This is a genomic window from Nocardia exalbida NBRC 100660 (assembly GCF_000308575.1).
GTDB lineage: Bacteria > Actinomycetota > Actinomycetes > Mycobacteriales > Mycobacteriaceae > Nocardia > Nocardia exalbida.
In genome coordinates, this window is record NZ_BAFZ01000120.1 from 22,692 (window position 1) to 45,906 (window position 23,215).

At 67.1% G+C, this 23,215-nt stretch carries 20 protein-coding genes and 3 pseudogenes; 8 read left to right on the plus strand and 15 right to left on the minus strand.

Annotation, left to right across the window (positions count from 1 at the left end; all coding sequences use genetic code 11):
- Positions 1-11 precede the first annotated feature (11 nt).
- The 12 genes and pseudogenes from clpB to ON29_RS28180 all read right to left on the minus strand — a co-directional run bounded on the left by clpB (position 12) and on the right by ON29_RS28180 (position 12,001).
- Positions 12-2,645, minus strand: coding sequence for an ATP-dependent chaperone ClpB (gene clpB / locus ON29_RS28125; protein ID WP_040870961.1), 2,634 nt, complete (start codon positions 2,643-2,645; stop codon positions 12-14).
- Positions 2,627-2,955: pseudogene (locus ON29_RS28130) on the minus strand (chaperone modulator CbpM). Before ON29_RS28130 ends, clpB begins: the two are co-directional and overlap by 19 nt.
- Positions 2,952-3,857, minus strand: a complete 906-nt coding sequence (locus ON29_RS28135; RefSeq protein ID WP_040870964.1) for a DnaJ C-terminal domain-containing protein — start codon at positions 3,855-3,857, stop codon at positions 2,952-2,954. Before ON29_RS28135 ends, ON29_RS28130 begins: the two are co-directional and overlap by 4 nt.
- Positions 3,858-3,863: 6 nt before the next feature.
- Positions 3,864-4,379 (minus strand): nucleotide exchange factor GrpE, encoded by a 516-nt coding sequence (locus tag ON29_RS28140; RefSeq protein WP_040870965.1) that lies wholly within the window; start codon positions 4,377-4,379, stop codon positions 3,864-3,866.
- Between the two features lie 8 nt (positions 4,380-4,387).
- Positions 4,388-6,286, minus strand: coding sequence for a molecular chaperone DnaK (gene dnaK, locus ON29_RS28145; protein WP_040870967.1), 1,899 nt, complete (start codon positions 6,284-6,286; stop codon positions 4,388-4,390).
- 3 nt (positions 6,287-6,289) lie between these two features.
- Positions 6,290-6,713, minus strand: a pseudogene (locus ON29_RS28150) (general stress protein).
- A 753-nt stretch (positions 6,714-7,466) separates the two neighbouring features.
- A complete protein-coding gene (locus tag ON29_RS28155; protein WP_157172922.1) occupies positions 7,467-8,672 on the minus strand; it encodes a hypothetical protein in 1,206 nt (401 codons plus the stop codon).
- 156 nt (positions 8,673-8,828) lie between these two features.
- Complete coding sequence (locus ON29_RS28160; RefSeq protein WP_040870971.1) at positions 8,829-9,041, minus strand: hypothetical protein; 213 nt, start codon at positions 9,039-9,041, stop codon at positions 8,829-8,831.
- A gap of 80 nt (positions 9,042-9,121) precedes the next feature.
- Complete coding sequence (locus ON29_RS34055) at positions 9,122-9,919, minus strand: SDR family NAD(P)-dependent oxidoreductase (RefSeq protein WP_157172923.1); 798 nt, start codon at positions 9,917-9,919, stop codon at positions 9,122-9,124.
- Positions 9,916-10,857 (minus strand): diacylglycerol/lipid kinase family protein, encoded by a 942-nt coding sequence (locus ON29_RS28170; protein WP_040870972.1) that lies wholly within the window; start codon positions 10,855-10,857, stop codon positions 9,916-9,918. The genes ON29_RS34055 and ON29_RS28170 overlap by 4 nt, the downstream gene beginning before the upstream one ends.
- Positions 10,842-11,735: an aminotransferase class III-fold pyridoxal phosphate-dependent enzyme gene (locus ON29_RS28175; RefSeq protein WP_040870974.1), complete on the minus strand. Its 894-nt coding sequence runs from the start codon at positions 11,733-11,735 to the stop codon at positions 10,842-10,844. Before ON29_RS28175 ends, ON29_RS28170 begins: the two co-directional genes overlap by 16 nt.
- The gene (locus tag ON29_RS28180) at positions 11,732-12,001 is read right to left on the minus strand and encodes an acyl carrier protein (RefSeq protein ID WP_040870976.1); all 270 of its coding nucleotides are present in this window, start codon (positions 11,999-12,001) and stop codon (positions 11,732-11,734) included. Before ON29_RS28180 ends, ON29_RS28175 begins: the two co-directional genes overlap by 4 nt.
- A gap of 730 nt (positions 12,002-12,731) precedes the next feature.
- On the opposite strand from ON29_RS28180, the gene ON29_RS37540 reads away from it, so the two are divergent.
- Positions 12,732-12,920, plus strand: coding sequence for a globin domain-containing protein (locus ON29_RS37540; protein ID WP_373283933.1), 189 nt, complete (start codon positions 12,732-12,734; stop codon positions 12,918-12,920).
- A gap of 52 nt (positions 12,921-12,972) precedes the next feature.
- Here the strand turns inward: ON29_RS37540 and ON29_RS37855 are convergent, their stop codons facing one another.
- A complete protein-coding gene (locus ON29_RS37855; protein WP_083864119.1) occupies positions 12,973-13,374 on the minus strand; it encodes a WD40 repeat domain-containing protein in 402 nt (133 codons plus the stop codon).
- A 101-nt stretch (positions 13,375-13,475) separates the two neighbouring features.
- On the opposite strand from ON29_RS37855, the pseudogene ON29_RS37860 reads away from it, so the two are divergent.
- Positions 13,476-13,690, plus strand: a pseudogene (locus ON29_RS37860) (HNH endonuclease); the annotation flags it as partial.
- 150 nt (positions 13,691-13,840) lie between these two features.
- Positions 13,841-15,484 (plus strand): phosphatase PAP2 family protein, encoded by a 1,644-nt coding sequence (locus ON29_RS28190; RefSeq protein WP_051175651.1) that lies wholly within the window; start codon positions 13,841-13,843, stop codon positions 15,482-15,484.
- Between the two features lie 74 nt (positions 15,485-15,558).
- Here ON29_RS28190 and ON29_RS28195 read toward each other — a convergent pair whose 3' ends face one another.
- Positions 15,559-16,524, minus strand: a complete 966-nt coding sequence (locus ON29_RS28195) for a helix-turn-helix transcriptional regulator (protein WP_040870978.1) — start codon at positions 16,522-16,524, stop codon at positions 15,559-15,561.
- Positions 16,525-16,587: 63 nt separating this feature from the next.
- On the opposite strand from ON29_RS28195, the gene ON29_RS28200 reads away from it, so the two are divergent.
- The 5 genes from ON29_RS28200 to ON29_RS28225 all read left to right on the plus strand — a co-directional run bounded on the left by ON29_RS28200 (position 16,588) and on the right by ON29_RS28225 (position 22,243).
- Entirely contained in the window at positions 16,588-17,373 is a 786-nt protein-coding gene (locus ON29_RS28200; RefSeq protein ID WP_245549181.1) for an SDR family oxidoreductase, read from the plus strand.
- A gap of 338 nt (positions 17,374-17,711) precedes the next feature.
- Entirely contained in the window at positions 17,712-18,926 is a 1,215-nt protein-coding gene (locus tag ON29_RS28205) for an MFS transporter (protein ID WP_174371872.1), read from the plus strand.
- A 29-nt stretch (positions 18,927-18,955) separates the two neighbouring features.
- Complete coding sequence (locus ON29_RS28210; RefSeq protein WP_040870981.1) at positions 18,956-19,582, plus strand: HD domain-containing protein; 627 nt, start codon at positions 18,956-18,958, stop codon at positions 19,580-19,582.
- A gap of 489 nt (positions 19,583-20,071) precedes the next feature.
- The gene (locus tag ON29_RS34060) at positions 20,072-21,016 is read left to right on the plus strand and encodes an alpha/beta fold hydrolase (RefSeq protein WP_051175652.1); all 945 of its coding nucleotides are present in this window, start codon (positions 20,072-20,074) and stop codon (positions 21,014-21,016) included.
- A gap of 201 nt (positions 21,017-21,217) precedes the next feature.
- Positions 21,218-22,243 (plus strand): FAD-dependent oxidoreductase, encoded by a 1,026-nt coding sequence (locus ON29_RS28225; protein WP_157172925.1) that lies wholly within the window; start codon positions 21,218-21,220, stop codon positions 22,241-22,243.
- A gap of 112 nt (positions 22,244-22,355) precedes the next feature.
- Here the strand turns inward: ON29_RS28225 and ON29_RS28230 are convergent, their stop codons facing one another.
- On the minus strand, positions 22,356-22,925 hold the full coding sequence (locus ON29_RS28230; RefSeq protein WP_040870985.1) for a hemerythrin domain-containing protein: 570 nt from the start codon (positions 22,923-22,925) through the stop codon (positions 22,356-22,358).
- Positions 22,926-23,215 lie beyond the last annotated feature (290 nt).

Here is a 23,215-nt window from a genome sequence, read left to right on the forward strand (position 1 = left end):
GACACCTCTTCTCAGGCCGCCGCGACGGCGGGTTCCGCATGCGCGACGACGAGCTCGCCGCCGTCCACGGTGACACGGATGGTGCCACCCGGTTCGATCTCGCCGCGCAACAGCGCACGACCTATCTTGGTCTCGACCTCGTGGGCGATGTACCGTCGCAGCGGCCGCGCACCGTAGACCGGGTCGAAACCGTGTTCGGCGATGAGCCGGCGCGCTTCCGGGGTGATATCCAGGTGTATCTGCCGCTCCGCCAACCTGTTCCGAAGTTCGGTGAGCTGTAGCTCGACGATGTGCTCGATCTGGGGCAGCGTGAGCGGGGTGAACAGCACGATGTCGTCGACCCGGTTGAGGAACTCCGGCCGGAAATGCCCGCGCAGTTCCGCCAGCACCCGCGTCCGGGCATCCGGTTTGATCTCGCCATCGGCTGTGACTCCGTCGAGGAGATACTGGGATCCGATGTTGGAGGTCATGATGATCACCGTGTTCCGGAAATCGACCTGCCTGCCTTGAGAATCGGTGATCCGGCCGTCGTCGAGCACCTGCAGCAGGGTATTGAAGACGTCGGCGTGGGCCTTCTCGATCTCATCGAAGAGCACCACGGAGTACGGCTTGCGGCGCACCGCCTCGGTGAGCTGGCCGCCCTCGTCGTATCCGACGTACCCGGGGGGCGCACCGATGAGCCTGCTCACCGTGTGCCGCTCCTGGTACTCGCTCATGTCCAGGCGCACCATGTTGTCTTCGCTGTCGAAGAGGGCAGTGGCCAGTGTCTTTGCGAGTTCGGTCTTTCCCACGCCCGTAGGGCCAAGGAAGATGAACGAACCGATCGGCCGGCGCGGGTCACGGATACCCGACCTGGCCCGGATCACCGCGTCTGCGACCAGTTGCACCGCCTCGTCCTGGCCGACGACCCTCTCGTGCAGAATCTCGTCGAGCTTCAACAGCTTCTCCCGCTCGCCTTCCTGCAGCCGGGCGACCGGGATACCCGTCCATGCGGCCACGATCTCTGCGATCTCGTCTTCGGTGACCACTTCGCGCAGCAACGGATTCCGGCCCTGCCTGGCGGCCAGTTGCTCCTCCGCCGCCCTGAGTCTGCGCTCCAGCTCGGTGATCTCGCCGTATCGCAACTCGGCGGCCCGGTTGAGGTCGTAGTTGCGCTCGGCCTCCTCGGCCTCGTGGCGCAACCGTTCCAGCTCTCCGCGCAGCTCCTGCACCCGCCGGATCGCCTGCCGCTCGGCCTCCCACTGAGCGCGCTTGGCGTCGGCCTCGGCCCGGAGGTCGGCCAGCTCCTTGCGCAACTCTTCGAGGCGCGCCTTGCTGGCCGGGTCCGTTTCTTTGGACAGCGCGGCCTCTTCGATCTCCAGCCGGGTCACCTTTCGGGTGAGCTCATCGAGTTCGGCGGGCATCGAGTCGATTTCGGTGCGTTGCCGAGCGCATGCCTCATCGACCAGGTCGATCGCCTTGTCCGGAAGGAAGCGGTCGGTGATGTACCGGTGCGAGAGGGTCACGGCGGCAACCAGGGCGCCGTCCTTGATCTTCACGCCGTGAAACACCTCGAGTCGTTCCCGAAGTCCGCGCAGAATCGAGATCGCATCCTCGATGCTGGGCTCGTCGACGAGAACGGTCTGGAAGCGACGCTCCAGTGCCGCATCGGATTCGATGTGTTTGCGATACTCGTCGAGAGTGGTGGCACCGATCATGTGTAGTTCGCCGCGGGCGAGCATCGGCTTGAGCATGTTGCCTGCGTCGAGAGACCCTTCGCCGCCGACTGATCCCGCGCCCACCACGGTATGTAACTCGTCGACGAACAACAGGATGCGCCCCTCGGCCGCCTTCACCTCCGACAGCACCGCCTGCAGTCGCTCCTCGAACTCGCCGCGGTACTTCGCGCCGGCCACCAGGGAGCCCATGTCGAGCGAGAAGATCGTCTTGTCGCGCAGGCCCTCCGGCACGTCGCCGCGGACGATCCGCTGGGCGAGGCCCTCGACGATCGCGGTCTTACCGACGCCGGGGTCGCCGATCAGCACCGGATTGTTCTTCGTCTTCCGGCTCAGGATCTGCGTTACCCTACGGATCTCGGCATCTCGGCCGATAACCGGATCGAGTGCGCCTGTCCGGGCCTCGGAGACGAGATCGCGTCCGTACTTCTCCAGCGCCTCGTAGGCCGCCTCCGGGGTCGCCGATGTGACGCGCTGATGGCCGCGCACTTTGGTCAGGACGGCGAGGAAGGATTCTCGCGTGACCCCATGACGGGCGAGGACCCGGCCTGCCGCAGTGGCCGACCCCTCCTCGGAGAGGGCCATCACGAGATGCTCCACGGACACGTAGGAATCCTTGAGTCGCTTCGCCTCCCGTTCCGCGGCGTCGAGCAACTTGGCCAGGCGCTGGGTGATCATCACCTGACCGGGCGTCGCGCCGGGGCCGCTGACCTTCGGCCTACGCGAGAGTTCACGTTCCAGATCGGATCGCAGGGCATCGACGTTGGCGCCGGTCTGCTCGAGCAGCCGAGGTACCAGCCCTTCCTGCTGATCGATCAACGCGAGCAGCAGGTGCTCTCCGTCGACCTCGGTGTGGCCCATTCTGGTCGCTACATTTTGGGCTTCCTGCAGGGCTTCTCGTGACTTTTCAGTCAGGCTGCCGGTATCCATAGGGTGCCCTCCTTCCGCGGGAAGCTGCTTCGAGTTTCTCGATTCGATCCAGCAGATCGAGCACGAGCCCGATTGCCGAGTAGTTCAGGCCCAGACCGGTCCGCAGCCGTTGGATGCGGGCGGCATGGGCCACTGCGGATGGTTGGAACGACATCTCGCCGCCGGCGCCTCGGTGTGCGTCGAGCAGGCCGAGAGCCACAAGCCTTCGTGCCAGGTCCGGGTGCAGCCCGGTCCGTTCGGCGAAGGCATCTGGCGACAATCCGGGACGGCGAACCAATACGTACCGGGTGACCGGGCTCGGGATGCTCATGTCTCTTTCCTCGGATCGAAGTTCGATTCGGTAGCCAACTGCTCGAACAGCTCGCGCTCGCGTGCTGTCGGTTTCGGCGGCACCATCACCTTGATCTCGGCGTAGAGGTTGCCGTTGGGGCCACGCGGATTGGGCATTCCTTCTCCGCGCAGCCGCAGCTTCCTTCCCGTCGACGAGCCCGGCGCCACTTTGACTTTCGCCTCGCCACCCGGGGTGGGAACGACGACGGTCGACCCGAGCACCGCCTCCCATGGCGATACGGGCAGGTCCACATAGATGTCCCGGCCCTCCACCCGGAACCGGGGATGCGGCTTGATCCGCACCACCAGGTACAGATCCCCGGGCGGCGCGTCACCGTTGCTCCGCCCGCCTTGCCCGGCCAGCCGGATTCTCTGGCCGTCCAGGACACCAGCGGGAATGTCGACGTCGTACTGGCGTCCATCCAGTCTGAGTGTGTGTTTGCCGCCCCGATACGCCTGTTCCAGAGTCAGTTCCAGTTCCGCTTCCTGATCGGCGCCGGGAATGGGCCCGTACCCGCCGGCGCCGCCGAACATCTGCCCGAAGAGGTCCTCGAAGTCGACCGCGCCCCCGCCACCGAAACCCTGACCGAAGTGCACTCTTCTGCCCCCGCCGCCGTACCGCCCGGCGCTTGCCCGGACCCGTTCGTCGTAGTCCTCGGGCACGCGCCGGAAGTCGTCACCGAATCGGTCGTAGCGTTTCCGGGTGTCCGGGTCGGATAACACCTGGTAGGCCTCGTTGGCCTCCTTGAACCTGTCCTCCGCAGTGGGGTCCTTGTTCACGTCGGGGTGATATTTGCGCGCCAGCTTGCGGTACGCCTGCTGGATTTCGTCGCCGCCGGCGTCGCGCGGGACACCGAGCGCTTCGTAGTAGTCACGCGCCATCGGTGCTCACCCCTCGGGTCGGCTGACGACCACCGCGGCGGGACGCAACTGCCGACCGTCCTCTCCATAGCCCGGGCGCAAGACCTCGACCACGGTCCCGGACGGAACGTCGGGTTGGGACACCACGCTGACCACTTCGTGTAGCTCCGGGGAGAACGGCACACCGACCTCGTCGTGGCGCTCGAAGCCGAGCTGGGCCAGCACCTGCACCGCCTGGTCCCGGGTCGCCTTAACGCCCTCGACAATGGCTTGGGGATCGCTGCCCGCATGGGCCAGAGCGAGCTCCAAATTGTCCAGAACCGGCAGCCACGCAGCGGAAACCTTCGTGGCCTCCGCGGCGCGGGCACGGTCCAGATCCTTGGCAAACCGCTTGCGCAGGTTGTCCAGATCTGCAAGAGCCCTACGCCAGCGGTCCTCGAGTTGAGCCAATTCGGCCCCAGTGTCGGTGCGATCAGGCGCCGTCTCGGTCTGATCCCCGTCGGTAGCCGACTCGGTCGTCGAATGATCTGCAGATCTTTCCATCGTGTGCCTCAGCTTCGATCGAATTCGGCGTCGATCACGTCGTCATCCGACGACGCAGCGTCTCCGCTGCCAGCCTGGTGTCCGTCGCCTGCCTGGTGTCCGTCGCCGCCGCCGGACTCGACCGGTGCGAGCGCGTAGAGCAGCTGCTGGAGCTCGGACGTGAGTGGCTCTGTCTCCGAAGGGGGAGCATTGTCTTTCACGGCTTTCCTGGCGTCGGCGATCAGCATCTCGGCGCGTGCCCTCTCGTGCGGTGGGGCACTGTCGCCGAGTTCGGCGAGTCGCCGTTCCACTTGATAGGCAATCGAATCGAGCGCGTTGCGCGCGTCGACCGCCTTTCGCAGTTCCTCGTCCTCGGCCCGGTTCCGCTCGGCCTCCGCGAGCATGCGCTCGACCTCACTCTTGTCGAGATTGCCCTGCTCACTGATCGTGATGCTCTGCTCCTTACCGGTGTCCTTGTCGCGGGCGGTGACATGGAGGATGCCGTTGGCGTCGATGTCGAACGTGACTTCGACTTGGGCCTCGCCACGGGGCGCGGGGCGGATGTCTTCCAGCCGGAACCGACCGAGCACCCGGTTGTCGGCGGCCCGCTCGCGTTCGCCCTGCAGGACGACGATATCCACTGCGGACTGATTGTCTTCCGCGGTGGCGAACACTTCACTGCGCCGGACCGGAATCGTCGTGTTGCGCTCGATGAGCTTGGTCATCACCCCGCCCTGGGTCTCGACGCCCAGGGACAGCGGGGTGACATCGAGCAGCAGGACATCGGAGACCTCGCCCTTGAGCACGCCCGCCTGGACTGCGGCACCGAGCGCCACGACCTCGTCCGGGTTGACGCTCATGTTGGGGTCCTTGCCGCCGGTGAGCCGGCGAACCAGCGCCTGTACCGCCGGAATACGTGTCGAACCACCGACCAGAATCACCTCGTCGATGTCGTTGGCGCTGACCTTCGCGTCACTCATCGCCTGCTTCACCGGGCCGAGGCAGCGTTCCACCAGATCCGCGGTCAGATCCTCGAACTTCGAGCGCATGATCGTGGTGGTGAGATGCTTGGGACCGTTCGCGTCGGCGGTGATGAAGGGCAAGTTGACCTGGGCCTGTGTCACCGAGGACAACTCGACCTTGGCTTTCTCTGCTGCCTCGAAGAGGCGCTGCAACGCTTGCGGGTCCTTGCGCAGATCGATGTTCTCCGCACGCTGGAATTCGTCGGCGAGGTAGTCCACCAGACGTCGGTCGAAGTCGTCGCCGCCGAGGTGGGAGTCGCCGGCCGTGGAACGAACCTCGACCACTCCCTCGCCGACGTCGAGCAGGCTTACGTCGAAGGTGCCGCCGCCGAGGTCGAAGACCAGTACGGTCTCGTGGGTCTGCTTGTCCATGCCGTACGCCAGTGCCGCGGCGGTCGGCTCGTTGATGATCCGCAAGACCTCGAGCCCTGCGATCCGGCCGGCGTCCTTGGTGGCGTTGCGCTGCGCGTCGTTGAAGTACGCGGGAACGGTGATGACCGCTTCCTTGACCTTCTCACCAAGGAACTTGCTCGCGTCGTCGACGAGCTTGCGCAGCACGAGGGCACTGATCTCCTCCGGCGCGTACTTCTTGCCCCGCACGTCGAATCGAGCCTCACCGTTGTCACCCGGTACGACGTCGAAACTGACCGCTTTGGCCTCCTCGGAGACCTCGTCGTAATGACGTCCGATGAAGCGTTTCGCCGAGTATATTGTGCCCTTCGGATTCAAGATCGCCTGCCGTCGGGCGAGCTGACCCACCAGCCGCTCCCCGCTCTCGGTGAACGCCACTACCGACGGCGTCGTCCGCGCTCCCTCGGCGTTGGAGATCACCACCGGCTCGCCGCCTTGCCAGCTTGCGATGACCGAGTTCGTGGTGCCCAGGTCGATACCTACAGCGGTCGCCATGGCTCATTCCTTTCGATTGATCCGGCCGGTGAGCAGGCGCACGGTTTCGTCCGCGACCTCGGCATCGGCGAGAACTTCGTAGTGACGTGGTTGTAACGGCTGGATTGAGGTGAAGTCGGGCCGACCGCCCTGCAGCGCGAACATGAGCAGGCCGAGCAGGGCGCCGACAACAGCGCCGAACACCAGCCCGTAGCAGGCGAGCACGAGACCTGTGAAGCATCGGCTGGCGCACGTCAGCGCCTCGCAGAGCGGCCCGGCCGTAGTTCAATCGACCGACGACCTGCTCGACCAGCTCGATGTCGCGTCCGAGGGTGGCCGATTTGTCGACCGTGAAATGCTGGTCGGAGAGGTAGTCGACGGCGCTTTCGGTGTTGGCGTAGTTGTCGAACGTTGCTATTACCTGGCGGGCAGGTTGGTTCCGACGTATCGCGGAGGTTTCACGACCGGGCCCTCACATCACGCCCTCTGGGCGCTGATGATTCGGTGTTCGCCGAGCCGGCGCGTACCGGTTCGGCATCCTGCCGGTCGGTCAACCGCTTGAACTCACGGACGGCTCAGTCTTCATCCGCCTGTGGGCGTCGACAGAACGGGAGACGGTGGCGTTCACACCCCGGGGCGCAAATACCTGCCGGAATCCGCTCGAGGCGGCCGGTGCGCACACTCCGGGCATCAGCCACTACTCCGGGCTTCCACGAGTAGAACTTCCGATTCGAAGGATCTGGGCGCTATGACAAGGTTCCAGCGAGTCGAAAAGAGGAAGCCGATTACGCCACACAGTATAGTCACGGGAGCACCGGAGTCATAGATTCATACCCGCTCGCGCGAGGAACAGCGGCCACCTGCGCGAGGACTTCCCCGACGAGGCATCGTCATCCTGCGTCTGGCTACGATCGGCTGCCGACCCGGCGACCGGGCTGGTATCCCTGGTGATCTGGGGCCGCGCTGACAACGGCACACCGTCGTCGGTTTTCGCCCGCCGTCTCGGTCGCGACATCGAGGTGTACAACGCCGCATACCTGACCGCCGACAGCGTGTCCAGTTGCCTCGGCTTGACACTGCAAGCAGTCTCGGGAGTTTGTAATACGGATATCGGTACGGGTGCGGACGGAAGAGGCGAAGTTCGGCGGCGTCCGAGCCGCTCCGCCGGCTCGTGTTGCAGGTCGTCGCCTTCGTCCGGCTATCAGTGTGGTCGGTGGAAACCGGGCGATGCGACAGACAGGCGCAATGTGTCGTCACGGTGGGTCAGGGTGAGTTCGTACCAGTCGGAGGTGCGTGCGTTGGCGATGATTCCGTCGGTGTCGGCCGACAGCGTCACCCGCCAGCCGTGCTGCTCCCAGATCCGGACGATCACAGGTGGGTAGACGTCGGCGCGGTCGGGGGCCGGTGGGTCGAGGAAGTAGCGGGTCTCGAGCCGGTCGACCTGGTAGATGTTGCCCGCGTCGTCGTCGAACGGCAGTATCGTCTCGCCGTCGAGGCCCTCCTGCGGGCGGATGCGCATGTGGCCGCCCAGCGCGTCGAGCAGCTCGGCGACGAGGTCGCGGATACGCTCGCGCGCTGTGTCCTCGGTGAGTTCGCGGGTCCAGACGATCGCCCGCGCCGCCCGGGGCAGGGACATGCTCGCTTGCCGCAGTTCATCCGGTGTCGGCGGTGTCGCGGGCGCGGCGGTCTCGGGTGGGTGGTCACGCTCGAGCTGGAAGCCGTAGCTCATCAGTTCGTCGAAGGTGCGCGCGAACTGAAGGGGCCGCTCCATATGGCCGTCTGCCTCCCAGCCGATGGCGCCGCCGGGCAGGTCAGGAGAGACGAAGTAACGCGTATCGCCCAAGCCCTTGGCGATGAGCATCGCCCGGCCACCCGGAATGTCCTCGCCCGTGTCCCAATTGCGCACGACCTCGGGCAAGTTCAGCACGGAATAGTTCCGCATGTCCCGGGGTCGGGTGGGACCGAAAGAGATCCCGTCGAGATCGGTGAAACCCGCGTGCACCGTGGTGAGGAAAACCCGTAGCGCATCGGGCAGCGCATCCCAGTATGGTGGCCGGTCGGCGCCGAACGTCTCCGGATCCCATCCGATACGGAACTCGTGTGGCTGAAACGGCTTTCGCAGCGCATACAGCAGCACCCAGTCACCACGCAGCAGGCAGACCCGCACATCGTCGAGGCATTCGGCCAACACAGCCCCGAACCGTGGCAACACCTCGACGAACAAGTCGAGATTCCACAAAGCCACCGCGGCCGCGCACCGGGCGCTCGCATCCCCACCCGCTGCGATCCCGGCCCACCGCGCCGGGACATGAGCCGCGGCCGACGACCCCGGCTCGACCAGCAGCGCCGAGCCGGAACCGAACTCCGCTACGACCCGCGCGAAGTCGACACTGTCCACGACACCCATCGAACAGCATCCCCACCGCTGACACCACGAGGGCACCCGCACGACGCAGGAGGCGGACGGCCGTCTCGAACCGAAACTGGGTCACTGAACACGACGGTGCAGTGGTCGCCCCACGGGCTGGCCACACTGGCTGCTAGAACTCGCCGACACGACCGATCAGATCGGTTGGGGGTGCATCACGAGGCGTTGCGGAACCGGATCCGTCAGGCCGAGGCCGATGCCGGTGAACGTCATGACAGGCCGACGACCGACGTGGCCGCCGAGAACAAGCAGCTGCGGGAGCGGATCGCCGAGCTCGACCGGGTCAACGCGGTATTGCGCGATGCGAGCAGATGGCTCTCGGGCCAGGAAGGCCCGCCGGTCACTCACATCTTGGGGGTCACGGGCGTGCGGATGGTCGGCGGCTCACCCGCGGAAAACCGGCCTGGCCGCACAAGAAGGCGGGCGAATCACCGAGGGACAGGCTGCGGTCGAAAACCGTAGTATCGCCGCACCATTCGCTCGTATAGGCGGCCCGGAAGCAGCCTTCGGGCCCAGAAGGACAAGCGGACGTCACGGCCGCACAGGTAGCTCTGCCGTGGCCGGTCCGAGGCCAGGATCGTCACGACCTTGCGGGCCACGGCGGAGGCGGGCTGGCCCGCGGCGAGGTAGCCGCGTACGAGGTTCAGCACGGCGGCACGGTCGTGGTCGTAGGCGGCGATCGGCCGCGACACGTGTTCCGCCGTGTCGATGATCGGGGTGACGGTCCACCCCGGGATGAGTACCGACACATGGACGCCCGTCCCGGCGGCCTCCGTGCGCGCGGCTTCGCCGATGCGCTCCACAGCGGCCTTCGTGGCCGAGTACCAGCCACCGTAGGGCTCGGCGACAGCGCCCGCACCCGAACTTACGACGATCACGCGGCCCGCCCCTCGGGCGCGGAACAACGGCAGCACCGCGCGCAGTACGCGGTGGGCGCCGAGGACATTGGTGTCGTAGAGCGCCGCGGCCTCGTCGGGTGTGGTCTCCTCGACCGCGCCGACGACGCCGTATGCCGCGAACGTGACGACTGCCTGGATGCTGCCGTGCCTGGCATGCACGTCGCGAACCCAGCGGTTCACCGCCTCTTCGTCGCGCACGTCGACCCGAGCGATTCCGGACGCGGCGACCCGGTCGCATCCTTCGACCGTGTACCCCAGCGCCGCGAGATGTTGCATGGTGGCCGCGCCCATGCCGTTGGCGGCTCCGGTGACGAGCACGACCGTCACGCGGCACACACCTTCAGTACGCGCGGCAGAACCTCCAGCCGCGCCGACTCCACCATCGTGATCTCGCCGTCCAGTTCCAGCGGCGCCGGACGATCCGGCCGCAGCTCCACGACCGAATCCCGATGGCATACCGCCAGCCGCGACCGCCGGAACCGGCCCGCGTACAGGCCCGCGACCAAGCCGAGCGTCCGGAGTCTCCCCGCCTCGGCCCAGATGTTCACGTCGAACCGGCCGTCGGCGCGCGTGACCGCCGTGTCGTAACGCATGCCGCCCGCGAAGTGCACGCTCTTGAGCACGCCGATGTTGGTGATCGGGGCCGCATGGCTCCAGTCGCGGCCACGCACCGCGACCGGCAACGGCCGATGGGTGGCGATGGTGGTCAGCGCGGTGGCGATGATGGCCGCCTCCACACTGCGCGCCTTGAGCCGACCGACCACCCCGGTGGCCTGGTTGAACGAATGATTGCCCGCGGCGACCAGTCCCATACTCGCGTTGAGCAGGAAGTAGCGCACCGCGCGGGTGCCGTCGACCAGCAGTACGCAGGCCTTGCCCACGTCGACGAGTTCGGTGCGCGCGGCGTCGATTCGCACCGGAACGGCCCCGATACGCCCGCTGTCGGGCACCGGTTTGTGGAAGTCGTTCGAGCTGCCCAGTCCCACCGCACCCAATGCGGAGCCGGGGGCGTGCGGGCGGTCGGTTGCCGGGTCCATGAGCGCGTTGAGCACCAGGTTCACCATGCCGTCGCCGCCCGCGGCGACGAGCACAGACGGCGGATCCGGCCGGGTGACGGCCGCGCGCACGAGATCGGTGGCGTGCCGTGCGTCGGCGGGCAGTTCGACCGACAGATCCGAGTGACCGGCGCGCAGCGCGGATTCCACCGGCTCCCAGCGTCGCAGCGCGGTGCCCGCGTTCGCGCGCGGGTTCAGGACGACGAGCACGGATCCTCCTCGATGCCGAGCCATCGGCGTAGTGCGCGATGGTCTCCCGTGGTGACCAGCCCGGTCCGGGCCACGGCCGGTGGTATGTCGGTGGCGGGCGCGCCGACCAGGAAGACCGGGATGCCCAGCTGCGCGGCGGGGCCATCGTGGGCCGGGTCGTTGCCGACCATGACGCAGTCAGCAGCGACCGCGCCCAGCTGGTCGAGCAGTTCGCGATAGAACTCGAGCCGCGGCTTGGCGCGGTGCATGGTGTCACCGCTGGTGACGAAGGTGAACGAGGCACGCAGCCGCGCGATCCGGTCCAGCGATTCGGTGACCACGGCCGCGGCGGTCCGCGCTTCGGCGTCCCCGGCGGGCGCGGACGGGCGCACATCGTGCAGGTGGTCGCGGCGGAGGCGGCGCAGCGTCCGCCGTAGCTCGGCGTCCAGTTCGGACAGGGCGCGCGCGTGCGCGACCGTGGCGTGCCGGATCGCCGCTTCGACCGCATCGGCTCCGGTGGAACCGAATGTCACCACGTACTCCCGGCCGGTGCACGCACCGACCGACTCGGACGGCCGCCGGGCCAACCGCGCGGCGCCGGGCCGGACACTGCCCTGCGCAACGAATGGCACCTGCTGGTTCAGCGTCGCGGTAGCGGCCCGTACCAGCGCCGGATGATTGTGACCGAAGAGCGCGGCGCCGAAACCGCCGACGAGATCCAGCACCCGGGTGCCGTCCGCGCGGAAGAGATGGTCGCCGTCCGCGGCGGTGTACACCACGTCCAGGTGACAGGCTCGCAGCAGTCCGGCCAGGCCGGGTCGGTTGTAGTCGGTGAAGTCACCGAACGAGTCGGAATCGGGGGGCAGCGGCTGTTCACGCCACCCGGCACGCGCGGTCACGCCCGCGCCTCGGCCCGGGTGGGGCCGGTACGGATCGTCTTCGACGTCACGCATGCGATCACCGCGCGCGCGGTATGCAGCGTCGCTGCCTCCTCGTCGGAGATCGCGATGCCGAACTCGCGCTCGAGCTCGATCACCAACTCCACCGACCGCACCGAGTCCAAGCCATAATCCAGCAACGGTGTGTCCTGGTCTATTTCGACTGCATGCAGACCGCGCGAGAACATCGCGAGAACTCGCTCGGTCACGGCATCGAATTCATTCATTCAGCGCCTCCTCCACCGCGCGACGAACCTTTGCACCGGCGCGGAACATCTGCGCCGATCGACGCCCACCCGGCCGTTTCGAACCATATATGCACAGTTCAGCGCAGGTTTTTACACCTGCCGAGTCCGCGTTCACTCATCCTCCGATATCAGCGAACGGGACTGTCGGATCTCGCTGTCCCGCCATCCGCGTGCGGCGTGCCACTACACCGCCCCGCGTTCTCACATCTGCACACGCGCCCTATGCGGGCTGCAATTCGAAACCCACTGCCGAACAAGCGGTTTCGCCAGAAGGCAATTTTTCGGCTAATTTTGTCGACTATGTTTCCGGAAACAAAGCCGCGCATCACGGAAGACATGGCGAGAAACACGCCGTCTGAGACGATTTGACAGATCCGCGTCCGCGGTAGATCTACTTCAACTGCCACCGCGCGACACAATAAACTCTCCGCCGTCGGAAACTGTGCTGTTCATGCGGCATTAATCCACTGACCAAGCAATAATAAATACCGACCCATCGGTATTTATCATGCACTCTCGTCCTACCCCATCCCGGCAAGAATATGAAGTCACGTAACGGCGTTTTTTCGCTGTGCGCCAACGCATTTCACTTGTCCGGAGACCAGCTGACTTCTGGACCGCCGCCGGCATGTGACGCCTCTCATTACCAGTCGGTAGTATGCGTAAATGCTGTGACCGACCACAATCGACCCTGCACAGGCGCCGGGACATGTACCAGGTCCACCCCGGTCGAGGGATAGCCCGGCATCATTTCGACCGTGTCGTCGGACATCTGACGCAGGCTCTCCATGCGGCTGGCGTACAACCCGCTCTCACGGCCGAGATCGTCGCGCGATTGTTGTGTCGAGTTCGCCGACGGCCGCACCGCGACGAACATCGACGACCCTCCCTCGGATGACAGCAGCACCACCGCGGTGTTGATGCGGGTGGGTGTGGTGGCAGCCCCGACTTCAGCAGCTACACCTACTATCTGACACCCTCCCGCCACCAGGACCTCTGTCGATAGTCGTTGCCTGGCCATCCGCTGGAATCGGCGAGCACCGCGTAGACCTCGACGCAGAACCCTTCCCCAGCACCGTCGAACGGGCACAGGTGCTGTGGCCGGAACACCCCGCGTCTACGTGGAATCCGCAGCCCTGCTGCGCCCCGATCTCGCACCCGGCGGCTGAATCGCTCACGCGCTGAGCGGACGCGGGGTCGATCGTGAAGCCGATGTCCCACAACCGAACCGTAGCATCGTCGCCACCGGTGGCGAGGTTTCTGCCGTCGAGGCTGAAACCCACCGAGCGGACCTGGTCGGCGTGGCGAGTGAGCGGTCCGCCGATCTGCTGGTGGGTGGTGGTATCCCACAGCCGGGCCGCGCGGTCGGCGCTGCCGGTGGCGAGGTAGGCGAGCGTCGCCTTGGCGCGATGCCGGTTCTGCTCCGGCCGACGCGCGCAAGCGCAAGTATCGGATTGTGCGCCTCGCCCACGACCTCACCGACGCGCGGTGGGACGCACTCGAGACGTCCTGCGGCGGGACCGCTCCCCCGCCACCTAGAAGGACTGCGTGCAGGCCATCGCGCGCGGCGGCCGCTACACCCTCGACAACGTCGTGCCCGCCTGCGGATCGTGCAACGCCAGCAAACGCAATGCCGAGGTGACTGGCTGGATGCGGAGGATGAAACTCCGAGGATGTCAGCCGAGGTCCGGATTGATTGCGGCCGCTCGTTTCGGGAAACCGTGGACAACGAACGATCCGGACCCGGACGTTCTTTGGTGACCTGTCGCGGGTCTTCGCCGCACGGCGGGGTCTCGCACGATCGCAGGAGGTGTTGCGTTGTCTGCCGACCGCCACGACGAGGATGCCGCGACGGGTGCCGACCGCCCTGGCGGCCCGGTCCCTCGGAGTGAGGCCGCGGCCGCCGAACGATTCGCTGTCCGCAGCGCCGCGGCGTTGGTGGGCGCTGTGGCCGTCGGTATCGGGTTCGGTGTGCTCACAGCGCTGGTCCGGGCGCGGTGGGAACCGATGCAGACAGCGGATCAGGCGGTCACCGACAACCTGGTCTCCGTGGTGGCGGAGCACAGGATTCTGCGGAACATCCTCACCGGCATCACCGATCTCGGCGGGACCGGCACGCTGGTCCTGGTGCTCGCCGTCTGCGCGCTCTGGCTGCTCATTCGTCGTCTACCACGCCTTGCTGTCTACGTGGTGATCACAGGCACCGGTGGATTGATCCTCAACCCGATCGTCAAAGAGCTTGTCGCCCGGCTACGTCCGGTGGTGGAGACTCCCGTCTACAGCGCCGACGGGTGGAGCTTCCCCAGCGGACACGCGATGGGTTCACTGGTGTGCTACGGCGGTGTCCTGCTGGTTTTCGCACCGATCCTACCGGCGGGCCCACGCCGCGCGGTGGCCGTGTTCGCGGTCCTGATCGTGGCGGCCGTCGGCCTCAGCCGGATAGCGTTGGGCGCGCATTACCTCACCGACGTCCTCGCGGGCTGGCTGCTCGGGTCGCTGTGGCTCGTGCTGGTCACCGTCGCCTTCCACCGATGGCGGGGCGACGCCCGAGTCGGCAACGCGGGCCCGCTGCCCGGTGACGTACCACCGGCCGACGAAGACGACTTGCGGCCGGTCCCGCTCCGGCATGCGCCCACCCTTCCCCACCCATGGCGAGGAATCGGCGAACTCGCGGTCGCGTGGGTGCTGCTCGTCGGAGCGCTCGTCGGAATCGGCATGCTGGTGCGCGCCCCGGAGGCCGAAAACCCCGTCCTGCGCTGGGATCACAGCGTCGCGGCAACGTTTGCCGAGCACCGTAACCCGACGCTCACCTCCGTCCTCGGCGTGTTCGGCGAACTCGGCAATACCACCGCGGTCATCACGGTCGCCCTGATCGTCGCCGCGCTGGCGGTGGGCGTCCTGCGCAGCTGGCGCCCGGTGTTGTTCCTCGGCAGCGCGCTGCTGGGTGAGATCACGCTGTTTCTCACCACCGCCGCGATCGTCGACCGCGACCGCCCCCGGGTTCCGCACCTCAATCCCGACCTGCCACCCACCGCCAGCTTCCCTTCCGGCCACGTCGCCGCCTCGCTGACGCTTTACTCGGCCACCGCCGCACTCCTGTGGGCCGCCACCCGCCGACGACGGCATCGGCTTCTGTCCGCCGCCATCATCCTGATCCCCGCACTGGTGGGCGTGCAGCGAATCTACGCCGGTGCGCACTACCCCACCGACATCATCGGCGCGGCCCTACTGGCATCGATATGGACAGCGATCGCCTGGTGGGTCGTCCAACCCGTCGAGACCGCTGGTCGGTCGACGCAGGCGCACGTTCGCCATGCCCGGGCTCGATCGAGGAATCCGCACGGATCCACCGACCGGAACTGCTCTGCGACATCGAGTTCCGGCTGCGAACACGCGCTCACCACCACAGGCGCAGCGAAGAAGAACGAGCATGCCGAGCAGTCGCAACCTGAGACGACCTGACCGCAGCTCGTTCATGCGGTAACTCTTCTTCGCGCCGGATTTCGTGATTTCGGACCGAGCCGACGGAAGGTCGCTCAGGTCTCGCGCGTCGCTGTTGCGTAACGGGCGGCGATCCTGGTGACGGCGGCTGCGAGTTCCGGTGCTCGTTCGGTGTCGAGGTGGAAGTCGAGGTCCATTGCGGCGAGGTATGCCGCGAGCAGCTGGGGGCTTTGCGCTCCAGCGTCCAGCGTGCTGGTGTGTGCATCGATCGGTTCGACGGTCCAGATGCCGGTGGGAATGCGGGCCGCGACGGTGTCGGCGGGCGCGTGAACTGTCACTCGTGCGGTGTAGTTCCACAGGGCTGCCATCCGCCCGCGGGTCACGAAGGTCGCCAGATCCGGTCCGGGAAGTTCTCTGATCGTGAAGCCGGGCCCGGTCGGTGTCTTCGGGTCGATGCGATCGACGCGATAGCTACGCCAGTCGTGGCGATCGAGGTCGAAGCCGACGAGGTACCAGCGTCCGCTGCTGTGCACCATCCGGTGTGGTTCGACGCGACGACAACTGGTCGTCGCGTGGCGATCGCAGTAGTCGAATCGGAGTATCTCGTTGCGCTCGATCGCGGTGGCGACAGCACGAAAAACGCTGGCGTCCACCGAGTTCCCGCCATCAGGAACTGGTTCGGTTGCCGAATGCACCGTATGCAGACGGTGACGCAGCCGAGGTGGGAGCAGTTGTTCCAGTTTGGCGGCCGCCCGGGCGGCGGCGTCACCGATACCGGCCACGCCTGCCCGCGCCGCGGTGCGTAGCGCCACCGCGACTGCGACGGCCTCGTCGTCGTCGAATCGAAGGGGCGGCAGCGTGGCGCCGGCACGGAGTCGGTACCCGCCGGCCACACCGGGCGCAGCGTCGATCTCGTAGTCCAGCCGACGCAGCCGGGCGATATCGACACGGATCGTGCGGGTGTTCACGCCCAGACGAGTAGCCAACTCGGCCCCGGTCCAGCAACGCTGGGTCTGCAGCAAACCGAGCAGCCGCAAAAGCCGGACACTGGTATCGACCATGCCGATCAGCCTCTCATCTATCGAGGAGCGGTTCGTGCCGCGATAGCTGCCACTGTTACCGGCATGACCATTTCGATGAGTCCCGCTGCCCCACCCTCCCGGTCGCTGGCCGGTCGCGGCGCCCTGATCACCGGGGGTTCGCGCGGTATCGGTCGCGCCATCACCGCCAGGTTGGCGGCCTCGGGTGCCACTGTGGTGTTCACCTATCACACGCGGTCGGAAGCTGCCGAGACGTTGGTCGCCGAGATCGCCGAACGCGACGGACACGCGTCGGCGGTGCGGCTGGATCTCGGTGATCCCGACCAGGTCACCGCAGCGTTCGCCGCCGCGGACACCGTGTTCCAGCAGGCCGGTGTCGGGCTCGACATCCTGGTGGCGAACGCCGGTGTGTTCGCCAGTGCGCCCTTGGCCGAGGCACGCATCGAGGAGTGGGATCGAGTGATGGCCGTGAACGCCCGCGGTACGTTCCTCACCCTGCAGCAGGCAGCGCCGCGACTGCGCGACGGTGCACGGGTCGTCACCCTCTCCACGGTCGGCACCCATTGGCCCAGCCCCGGGGAAGCGATCTACGCGGCGAGCAAGGCGGCAGTCGAACAGCTCACCCGCGTCGCCTCACGCGAATTCGGACCCCGAGGCATTACGGCCAACACCATCTCTCTCGGTCCGACCGACACCGACCTACTCCGTTCCAGCGCTCAACCGGGCGCTGCCGAGGGAGCCGCGGCCATGACAGCACTCGGACGCATCGGCCGACCCGCCGACGTCGCAGACCTCGTGGCCCTGCTGGTCCATCCGGACAACCGATGGGTCACCGGTCAGAACATCCGTGCGGATGGCGGACTGACTTGACAGACCATCCGAAAGTCGCGATCCCACGATCCGCTGAGAGGCGACGGCAAGCGACTCGTGCCGTGCGACCGGCGGGGCGCAATCACTGGAGTTCTCGGATCGAGAGGCGTGCCGTGACGCACCCACATGGAATACCCGAACACCGCATCGCTCTCGGCTGCGCGCGAGCCGGGGAAAAGTCTCGTTCAATCGGTCTTCCGCTTCGGCTCGAAGCTCAGCAGACCGCCGATGGTGGTGGTAGCTGCTGTGTGGCAGCGGCGCCGGAGGTGCCGCTGAGGGCGCCGACCGCGATGAAGCGGTTGCTGTTGATCGTGCCCGCGCGCTGAGCGGCCGTCGTGATGGAGGCTGTTTCCGCCCCACCACAGCCAGTGGTCACCTCGGCCGCGCTGCGCCGGGTGTTGGTGGTGCTGTGCGTCACCGAGATCACCAGCTGGGGAATCCTGTTCTACGCCTTCCCCGTGCTGCTCGGGCACATCACCACCGACACCGGCTGGTCGGCCACCACGCTCACCGCCGCCTTCTCCGCCGGACAACTCGTGGCCGCCCTCGCTGGGATCCCGATCGGGCGCTGGATCGACCGCCACGGCCCCCGTGGAGTGATGAGCGCGGGGTCGATACTGACGATCCCGGCGCTGATCCTGGTCGCGACCGCATCGCACCCGGTCTGGTTCTTCGCCGGATGGTTGTTGACCGGGATCGCCATGGCAGCGATGCTGTATCCCCCCGCCTTCGCCGCGCTGACCCGCTGGCACGGCCCCAACCGGGTCCGCGCTCTCACGGTGCTCACGTTGGCCGCGGGCATGGCTTCGACGGTATTCGCCCCGTTGACCGCCGCGATCTCCACGCACTTGGATTGGCGGGCAACGTATTTGGTGCTCGCGGTGATTCTGGCCGTGGTGACCGTGCCGGGGCACTGGTTCGGGCTGCGGCTGCCGTGGCCGCCCCGCCCGGTCGCGGAACCCGGGCACGCCCATCTCACCGACCCCGGGCCGATCGCGCGCAGCCGCTCCTTCCTGGCGCTGGCGGTCGCGTTGAGCGCGGCGGGGTTCGCGTCGTTCGCGGTGGTGGTCACCCTGGTTCCGCTGCTGACCGAACGCGGTCTGGACAACGGCCTGGCGGCGGTCGCGCTCGGGCTCGGCGGCGCCGGGCAGGTCGCCAGCCGTATCGGTTACTCCACGTTCGCCGCGCGCACCAGCATCCGCACCCGCACCGTGGTGATACTGCTCGCCATCGCCGCGACCACCGCCCTGCTGGGGGTCTTCACCACCGCGTGGACGTTGATCCCAGCTGCGGTCGCCGCCGGCATGTCGCGCGGGGTGTTCACCTTGTTGCAAGCCACCGCCGTCAGCGACCGCTGGGGAACCGGGCATTACGGGCGCCTCACCGGCCTGCTTGCCGCACCGCTGATGATCACCATGGCCTCGGCGCCGTTCGCCGCCACCGCCCTGGCATCCCTCTTCGGCTACGCCACCACCTTCCTGCTCCTGGCCGCCCTCGCCGCCGCGGGCGCCGTTCTGTCGACCGCGAGTATCCCGACATCCGGGCCGAAGTGACTATTCATGCCCCGCCGTACTGTCGAAGGATGAGCGATTCGGACCACCTCTGGAGTCCTGACACGGCCGCGTCGTCGGCTGCCTCGGAGGTGGCCTCCGCTTACCTGTCCGCCGCCTTGCTGAACCACTCGCGCCGCGTCTACGTCTGGGCGACTGCCTACGGCAGACAGCAGGGCATCCGGTACGACGCTGAGCTGCTGTTCACGGCTGCGATGTTCCACGACATCGGTCTGGTGCCGGAGTTCGACAGCCACACCGTCTCCTTCGAGGAGGCAGGCGGCCATGTCGCCCGCGTGTTCGCCGCCGGCGCCGGTTGGCCGAGCGAGCGCCGCGAAACCCTCGGCGAAGTCATCGCCCGGCATATGGGGCCTGAGGTGGATGTGCGCGACGATCCTGAAAGCCACTTGCTGTCGCGAGCGGCGGCGTTGGACGTCGTGGGACAGAACATCGACGATTTCAGCCACGCCTTCCGTACCGAAGTACTCCGGCAGTACCCCCGGGGCGAGTTCGCCGACGAGTTCCTTACCTGCTTCCAGGCGCAGGCCGACCGGAAGACCGGCAGCTCCGCCGCACGCGCGATGCGGTCCGGCCTCGCCACCAGGATGGCCGCGAACCCCCTCGGCACCGATTACGAGCACACGCCCGACCAAAGCTAGCGTGCCGGGCCGCGCCCGCATTTCTACTGGTGGCGCAAACGTCTCGATCAGCCGTATCGCCGGGTTGCGCGCGGCGCGGTTCGAGAACTCAGAGACTCGGTGGGTTCAGGGCTTGATGATGATGTACTGCCCGGCGGTCTCCTGGAACTCGACGGCGGCCGCTCAATATGTCCTGGCGAAATGATCACTGTCTGCGTCGGATTGCTTCCTCATGGCAGCAGACAGCGGAAAGGCGCAGTGAATCCTTTCGGGTCGTTGGCATCTCTTATGGCCGGCACGACCACTCAGCCGGGTGAGCAGCACGCAGAACGCAGTTCAGGGCATCCGGCTGGTCCCACCACAGCCTCGACCCCGCCCGTCCGGAACCATAAGGGAGCCGACATGTCCGCTTTTCACCCGCCGCAGCCGACAACGGCAACAGCCGACCGCGGGCCGACGCCCCGCCGAGGCCGGCTCGCCTGGCGACACCCGACACCGACCCTGGCCGTCGTGACGGCCCTGGCCACCGGCATGCTCCTGATCGCTCCCGCCGCCGGCGCCGCCCCCACGGCCGGTCGGCCCGCCCACACCGACATCGACTCGACAACGGCTGATCACCTCGACCGGTCACCGTCGTCGACCGCCCCCACCCAGGTCGTCACCGTCGCCGGGTTGCCGATCGCCTACCGCAGCTTCGGACACGGACCGAGTCTCCTGCTGACCCCATGTCTCGGATTCAGCATGGACGACTGGGACCCGGCGCTGCTCGACCGATTGGCCGCGACCAATCATGTCGTCATCTTCGACTCCGACGGCGTGGGACGGACCCCAGCCGGGCCCTCGGCCGTTTCGACCGTCCCGCAACTCTCTGACCAGGCCACTGGCCTGATCCGGGCTCTCCATCTGAACCGCCCCACCGTTGTCGGCTACTCCCTCGGAGGATTCGTTGCGCAACGCATGGCCGTGGACCATCCCGATGACGTCGGCGCGCTGATCCTGATGGGTACCGGCCCCGGTGGATCACAGCAGGTGCTGCCCGACCTGCCCGGTCTGGTCCGGGGCATGCCCGCATTCGACCCGCTTGCGCCTGCCGACCAAGTCATCCCGCTGTACTTCAGCGGCCACCCCGATGCTCTGGCTGCGTGGAATCGACGAACAGCTCTGCGCCCCAATCGGGTCGGGGTGAACCTGACCGGCCTCAACCGTCAACGCGCCGCGATGACCGGCTGGCTCGTCGACCCCGCCACCAACGTCGTCAGCAGCCTGCCCGCCCTGCGGCTGCCCACCCTCATCTTGGGCGCTGAAAACGACGAGCAAGAACCCGCTGCCAACTCCAGCGTGCTACATAGCTACATCAACGGTTCGGAATTGCTGATCTACCCCGGGCTCAGTCACGCGTTCCCCTTCGAAGCACCAGAGCGCGTCGCGGATGACATCGCCCGGTTCGCTCGGTAGCAGCCCGAACAGGGGCGGCATGAGCACCGTGCTCACGGCGCGGCGCCGCACGACCCCGCCCTGCGGATGTAGCCGGGCTCCGCGAAGGTACCGCCATGTCCACCCCTTCAGTGACGGCAGAGTCACAGTCCCTGCCGAGACTCTGCGCTGTCGATGCGGGGATCGGCCGTGGCTCAGGAGATGTCGCTCTACGCTGAGTGCATGGTCACCATCATCGGCGGAGGAATCGCAGGGACGGCTCTCGCCGGAGCTCTTGGGGGCGAGGGTATTCCGGCCCGGGTTTACGAATCTCAGCCATCGGTCGGCGCCGGTGCGTTCCTGGTGCTGGACGACCGTGCGCACGCCGCGCTGACCGGCCTCGGCGTGCCCGCCGACCGGCTGGACGAGGTCGCTCATCCAGTGGACGCCCTCCGGGTCGAATACCAGCCGCACGAAGCGCGTTTCGGGCCGAGCCGCGGTCATCGGCTGTACCTGCGCGCCGAACTCATGTCGGTGCTGACCGAATTCGCCGCCGCTACAGCGTCGGAATTCCATTACGGCACTGCGGTCACCGATGTCGACCAGGGTGTGCTCTACAGCGGCGCTACCCGGCTGCCCACCGACGACGTCGTCATCGCTGCCGACGGCATAGACTCCCTCGCCCGCCGCCGGATCGAACCGGAGCGAACACCCGAGTACGCCGGGCAAATTGTGTTCTACGGCCGTACCGAGCGTGCCCAAGCGTTGCGTACCAAGAGCACGGTGCTGCATTTCGACGGCCGGATCGATGCGGATGGCCGCCCGGCGGGGGCGTTCGGCCACTTCTGGGACGAAGGACTTTCCGTCTGGTTCGCCAGAGTCACCCGCCCGCCTCTTCCCGTCGAGAACATCGGCTTCCATCCGGTAGCGGAGTGGGCGGAACTCATTCGAACGGTCGCCCCGGGCGTCTCCGACGTGGTAGATCTTCTGTTGGCCGAGACGGAGACCGTGCATGTCTCCAATGCGCGCAACGTCCCCTTCGCCGCCGCCGCTGCTCCACGGCTTCCGGTGATTCTGTGCGGCGACGCGGATCACGCCATCACACCCGCTGAAGGAGTCGGGGCGCGGGACGCGATCGAGGACGCGGCAGCCCTCTTTCGCGCGCTGTCCACCGGCTCCTCCCCCGCGGATGCGATGGCGGCCCGGCGGCGGCAGATCGCCGCTGATCGGAACCGGGTCGTTCCGCCCTATCGCCGCACCGAGAACTAGACGTCCTCGCCGCTCGAGTACGCGTTCTACGGCGGATTCACACCACCCTTCGGCGTGGGGCACGGCGCTGGAGGCGCGGCCTCCACCGACTGCCGCGGCCGGTCAGCCGGGGTCAGTTCCGCTTCAGGGTGCCGACATTCAGCGACCCGCTCGCAGCAGTCGGCAGCTTCCTCTCCGCCGCCCGGACATAGCTGACGGGATCTTTGTCGACGGGCTCGACGCCTGCGTAGTTCCGCGCCTCGTAAGCGGCGAAGGCGACGGCCAATTGATGGCGGCGCGACAATCCGGCCAGCCTGCGGAAGTCGGTGAGTCCCTCGCGTTCTTCCTCGGCCATGTGATCACTGTTGGCCGAGTTCGCTGCCGCGACGGCCGCGTACCAGTCCTCGGTGCCGGCCTGATGACGCGCCACTTCGGCGATCGCGTCCCTGATCTCGTTGTGGTCGCCGATAGCGTCGAGTGTCTCGTCTTCCACCCCGCCCGCGCGCCGGGCCGCGATGCCCGCCTGCAGCAGTGCGGGGTAGAAGATTTCCTCCTCCGCCTGCGCGTGCAGTTCGAGGAAGGCCGCCAGCCTGCTCCAGACCGCGGAGAGCGCGCCGGTCTCCGCGGGGTCGATCTGCTCCAGGATCGCGAACAGCCGCCGTTGCTCATGGTGGTCATCGAGGATCAGCTCGGTAATGTCCACAATTCCTCCCTGATACGTACTTCAGGTCAGTACTGAACGCCTGGGCAGGCCGACGCTCGAGGCGGCTGGCACGTTCCTCAGGGAGCCTGAGAATAATTCATCGGGGAGCCGTGACGCCGCTGACGCACCGCCGAGCGCCGCCAGCGACCTGCGTAGGACACCTCGGCCTTCCAGGCAGCTTGACGGACTGCCTACGACCACGCAGACTGGTTAGTACATCGGCATCGGAGGTGTAATGCTCTCTCCGGCAAGGTTTTTCATTTCGTAGCGGCTCCTGCCCCGTCAGCGCG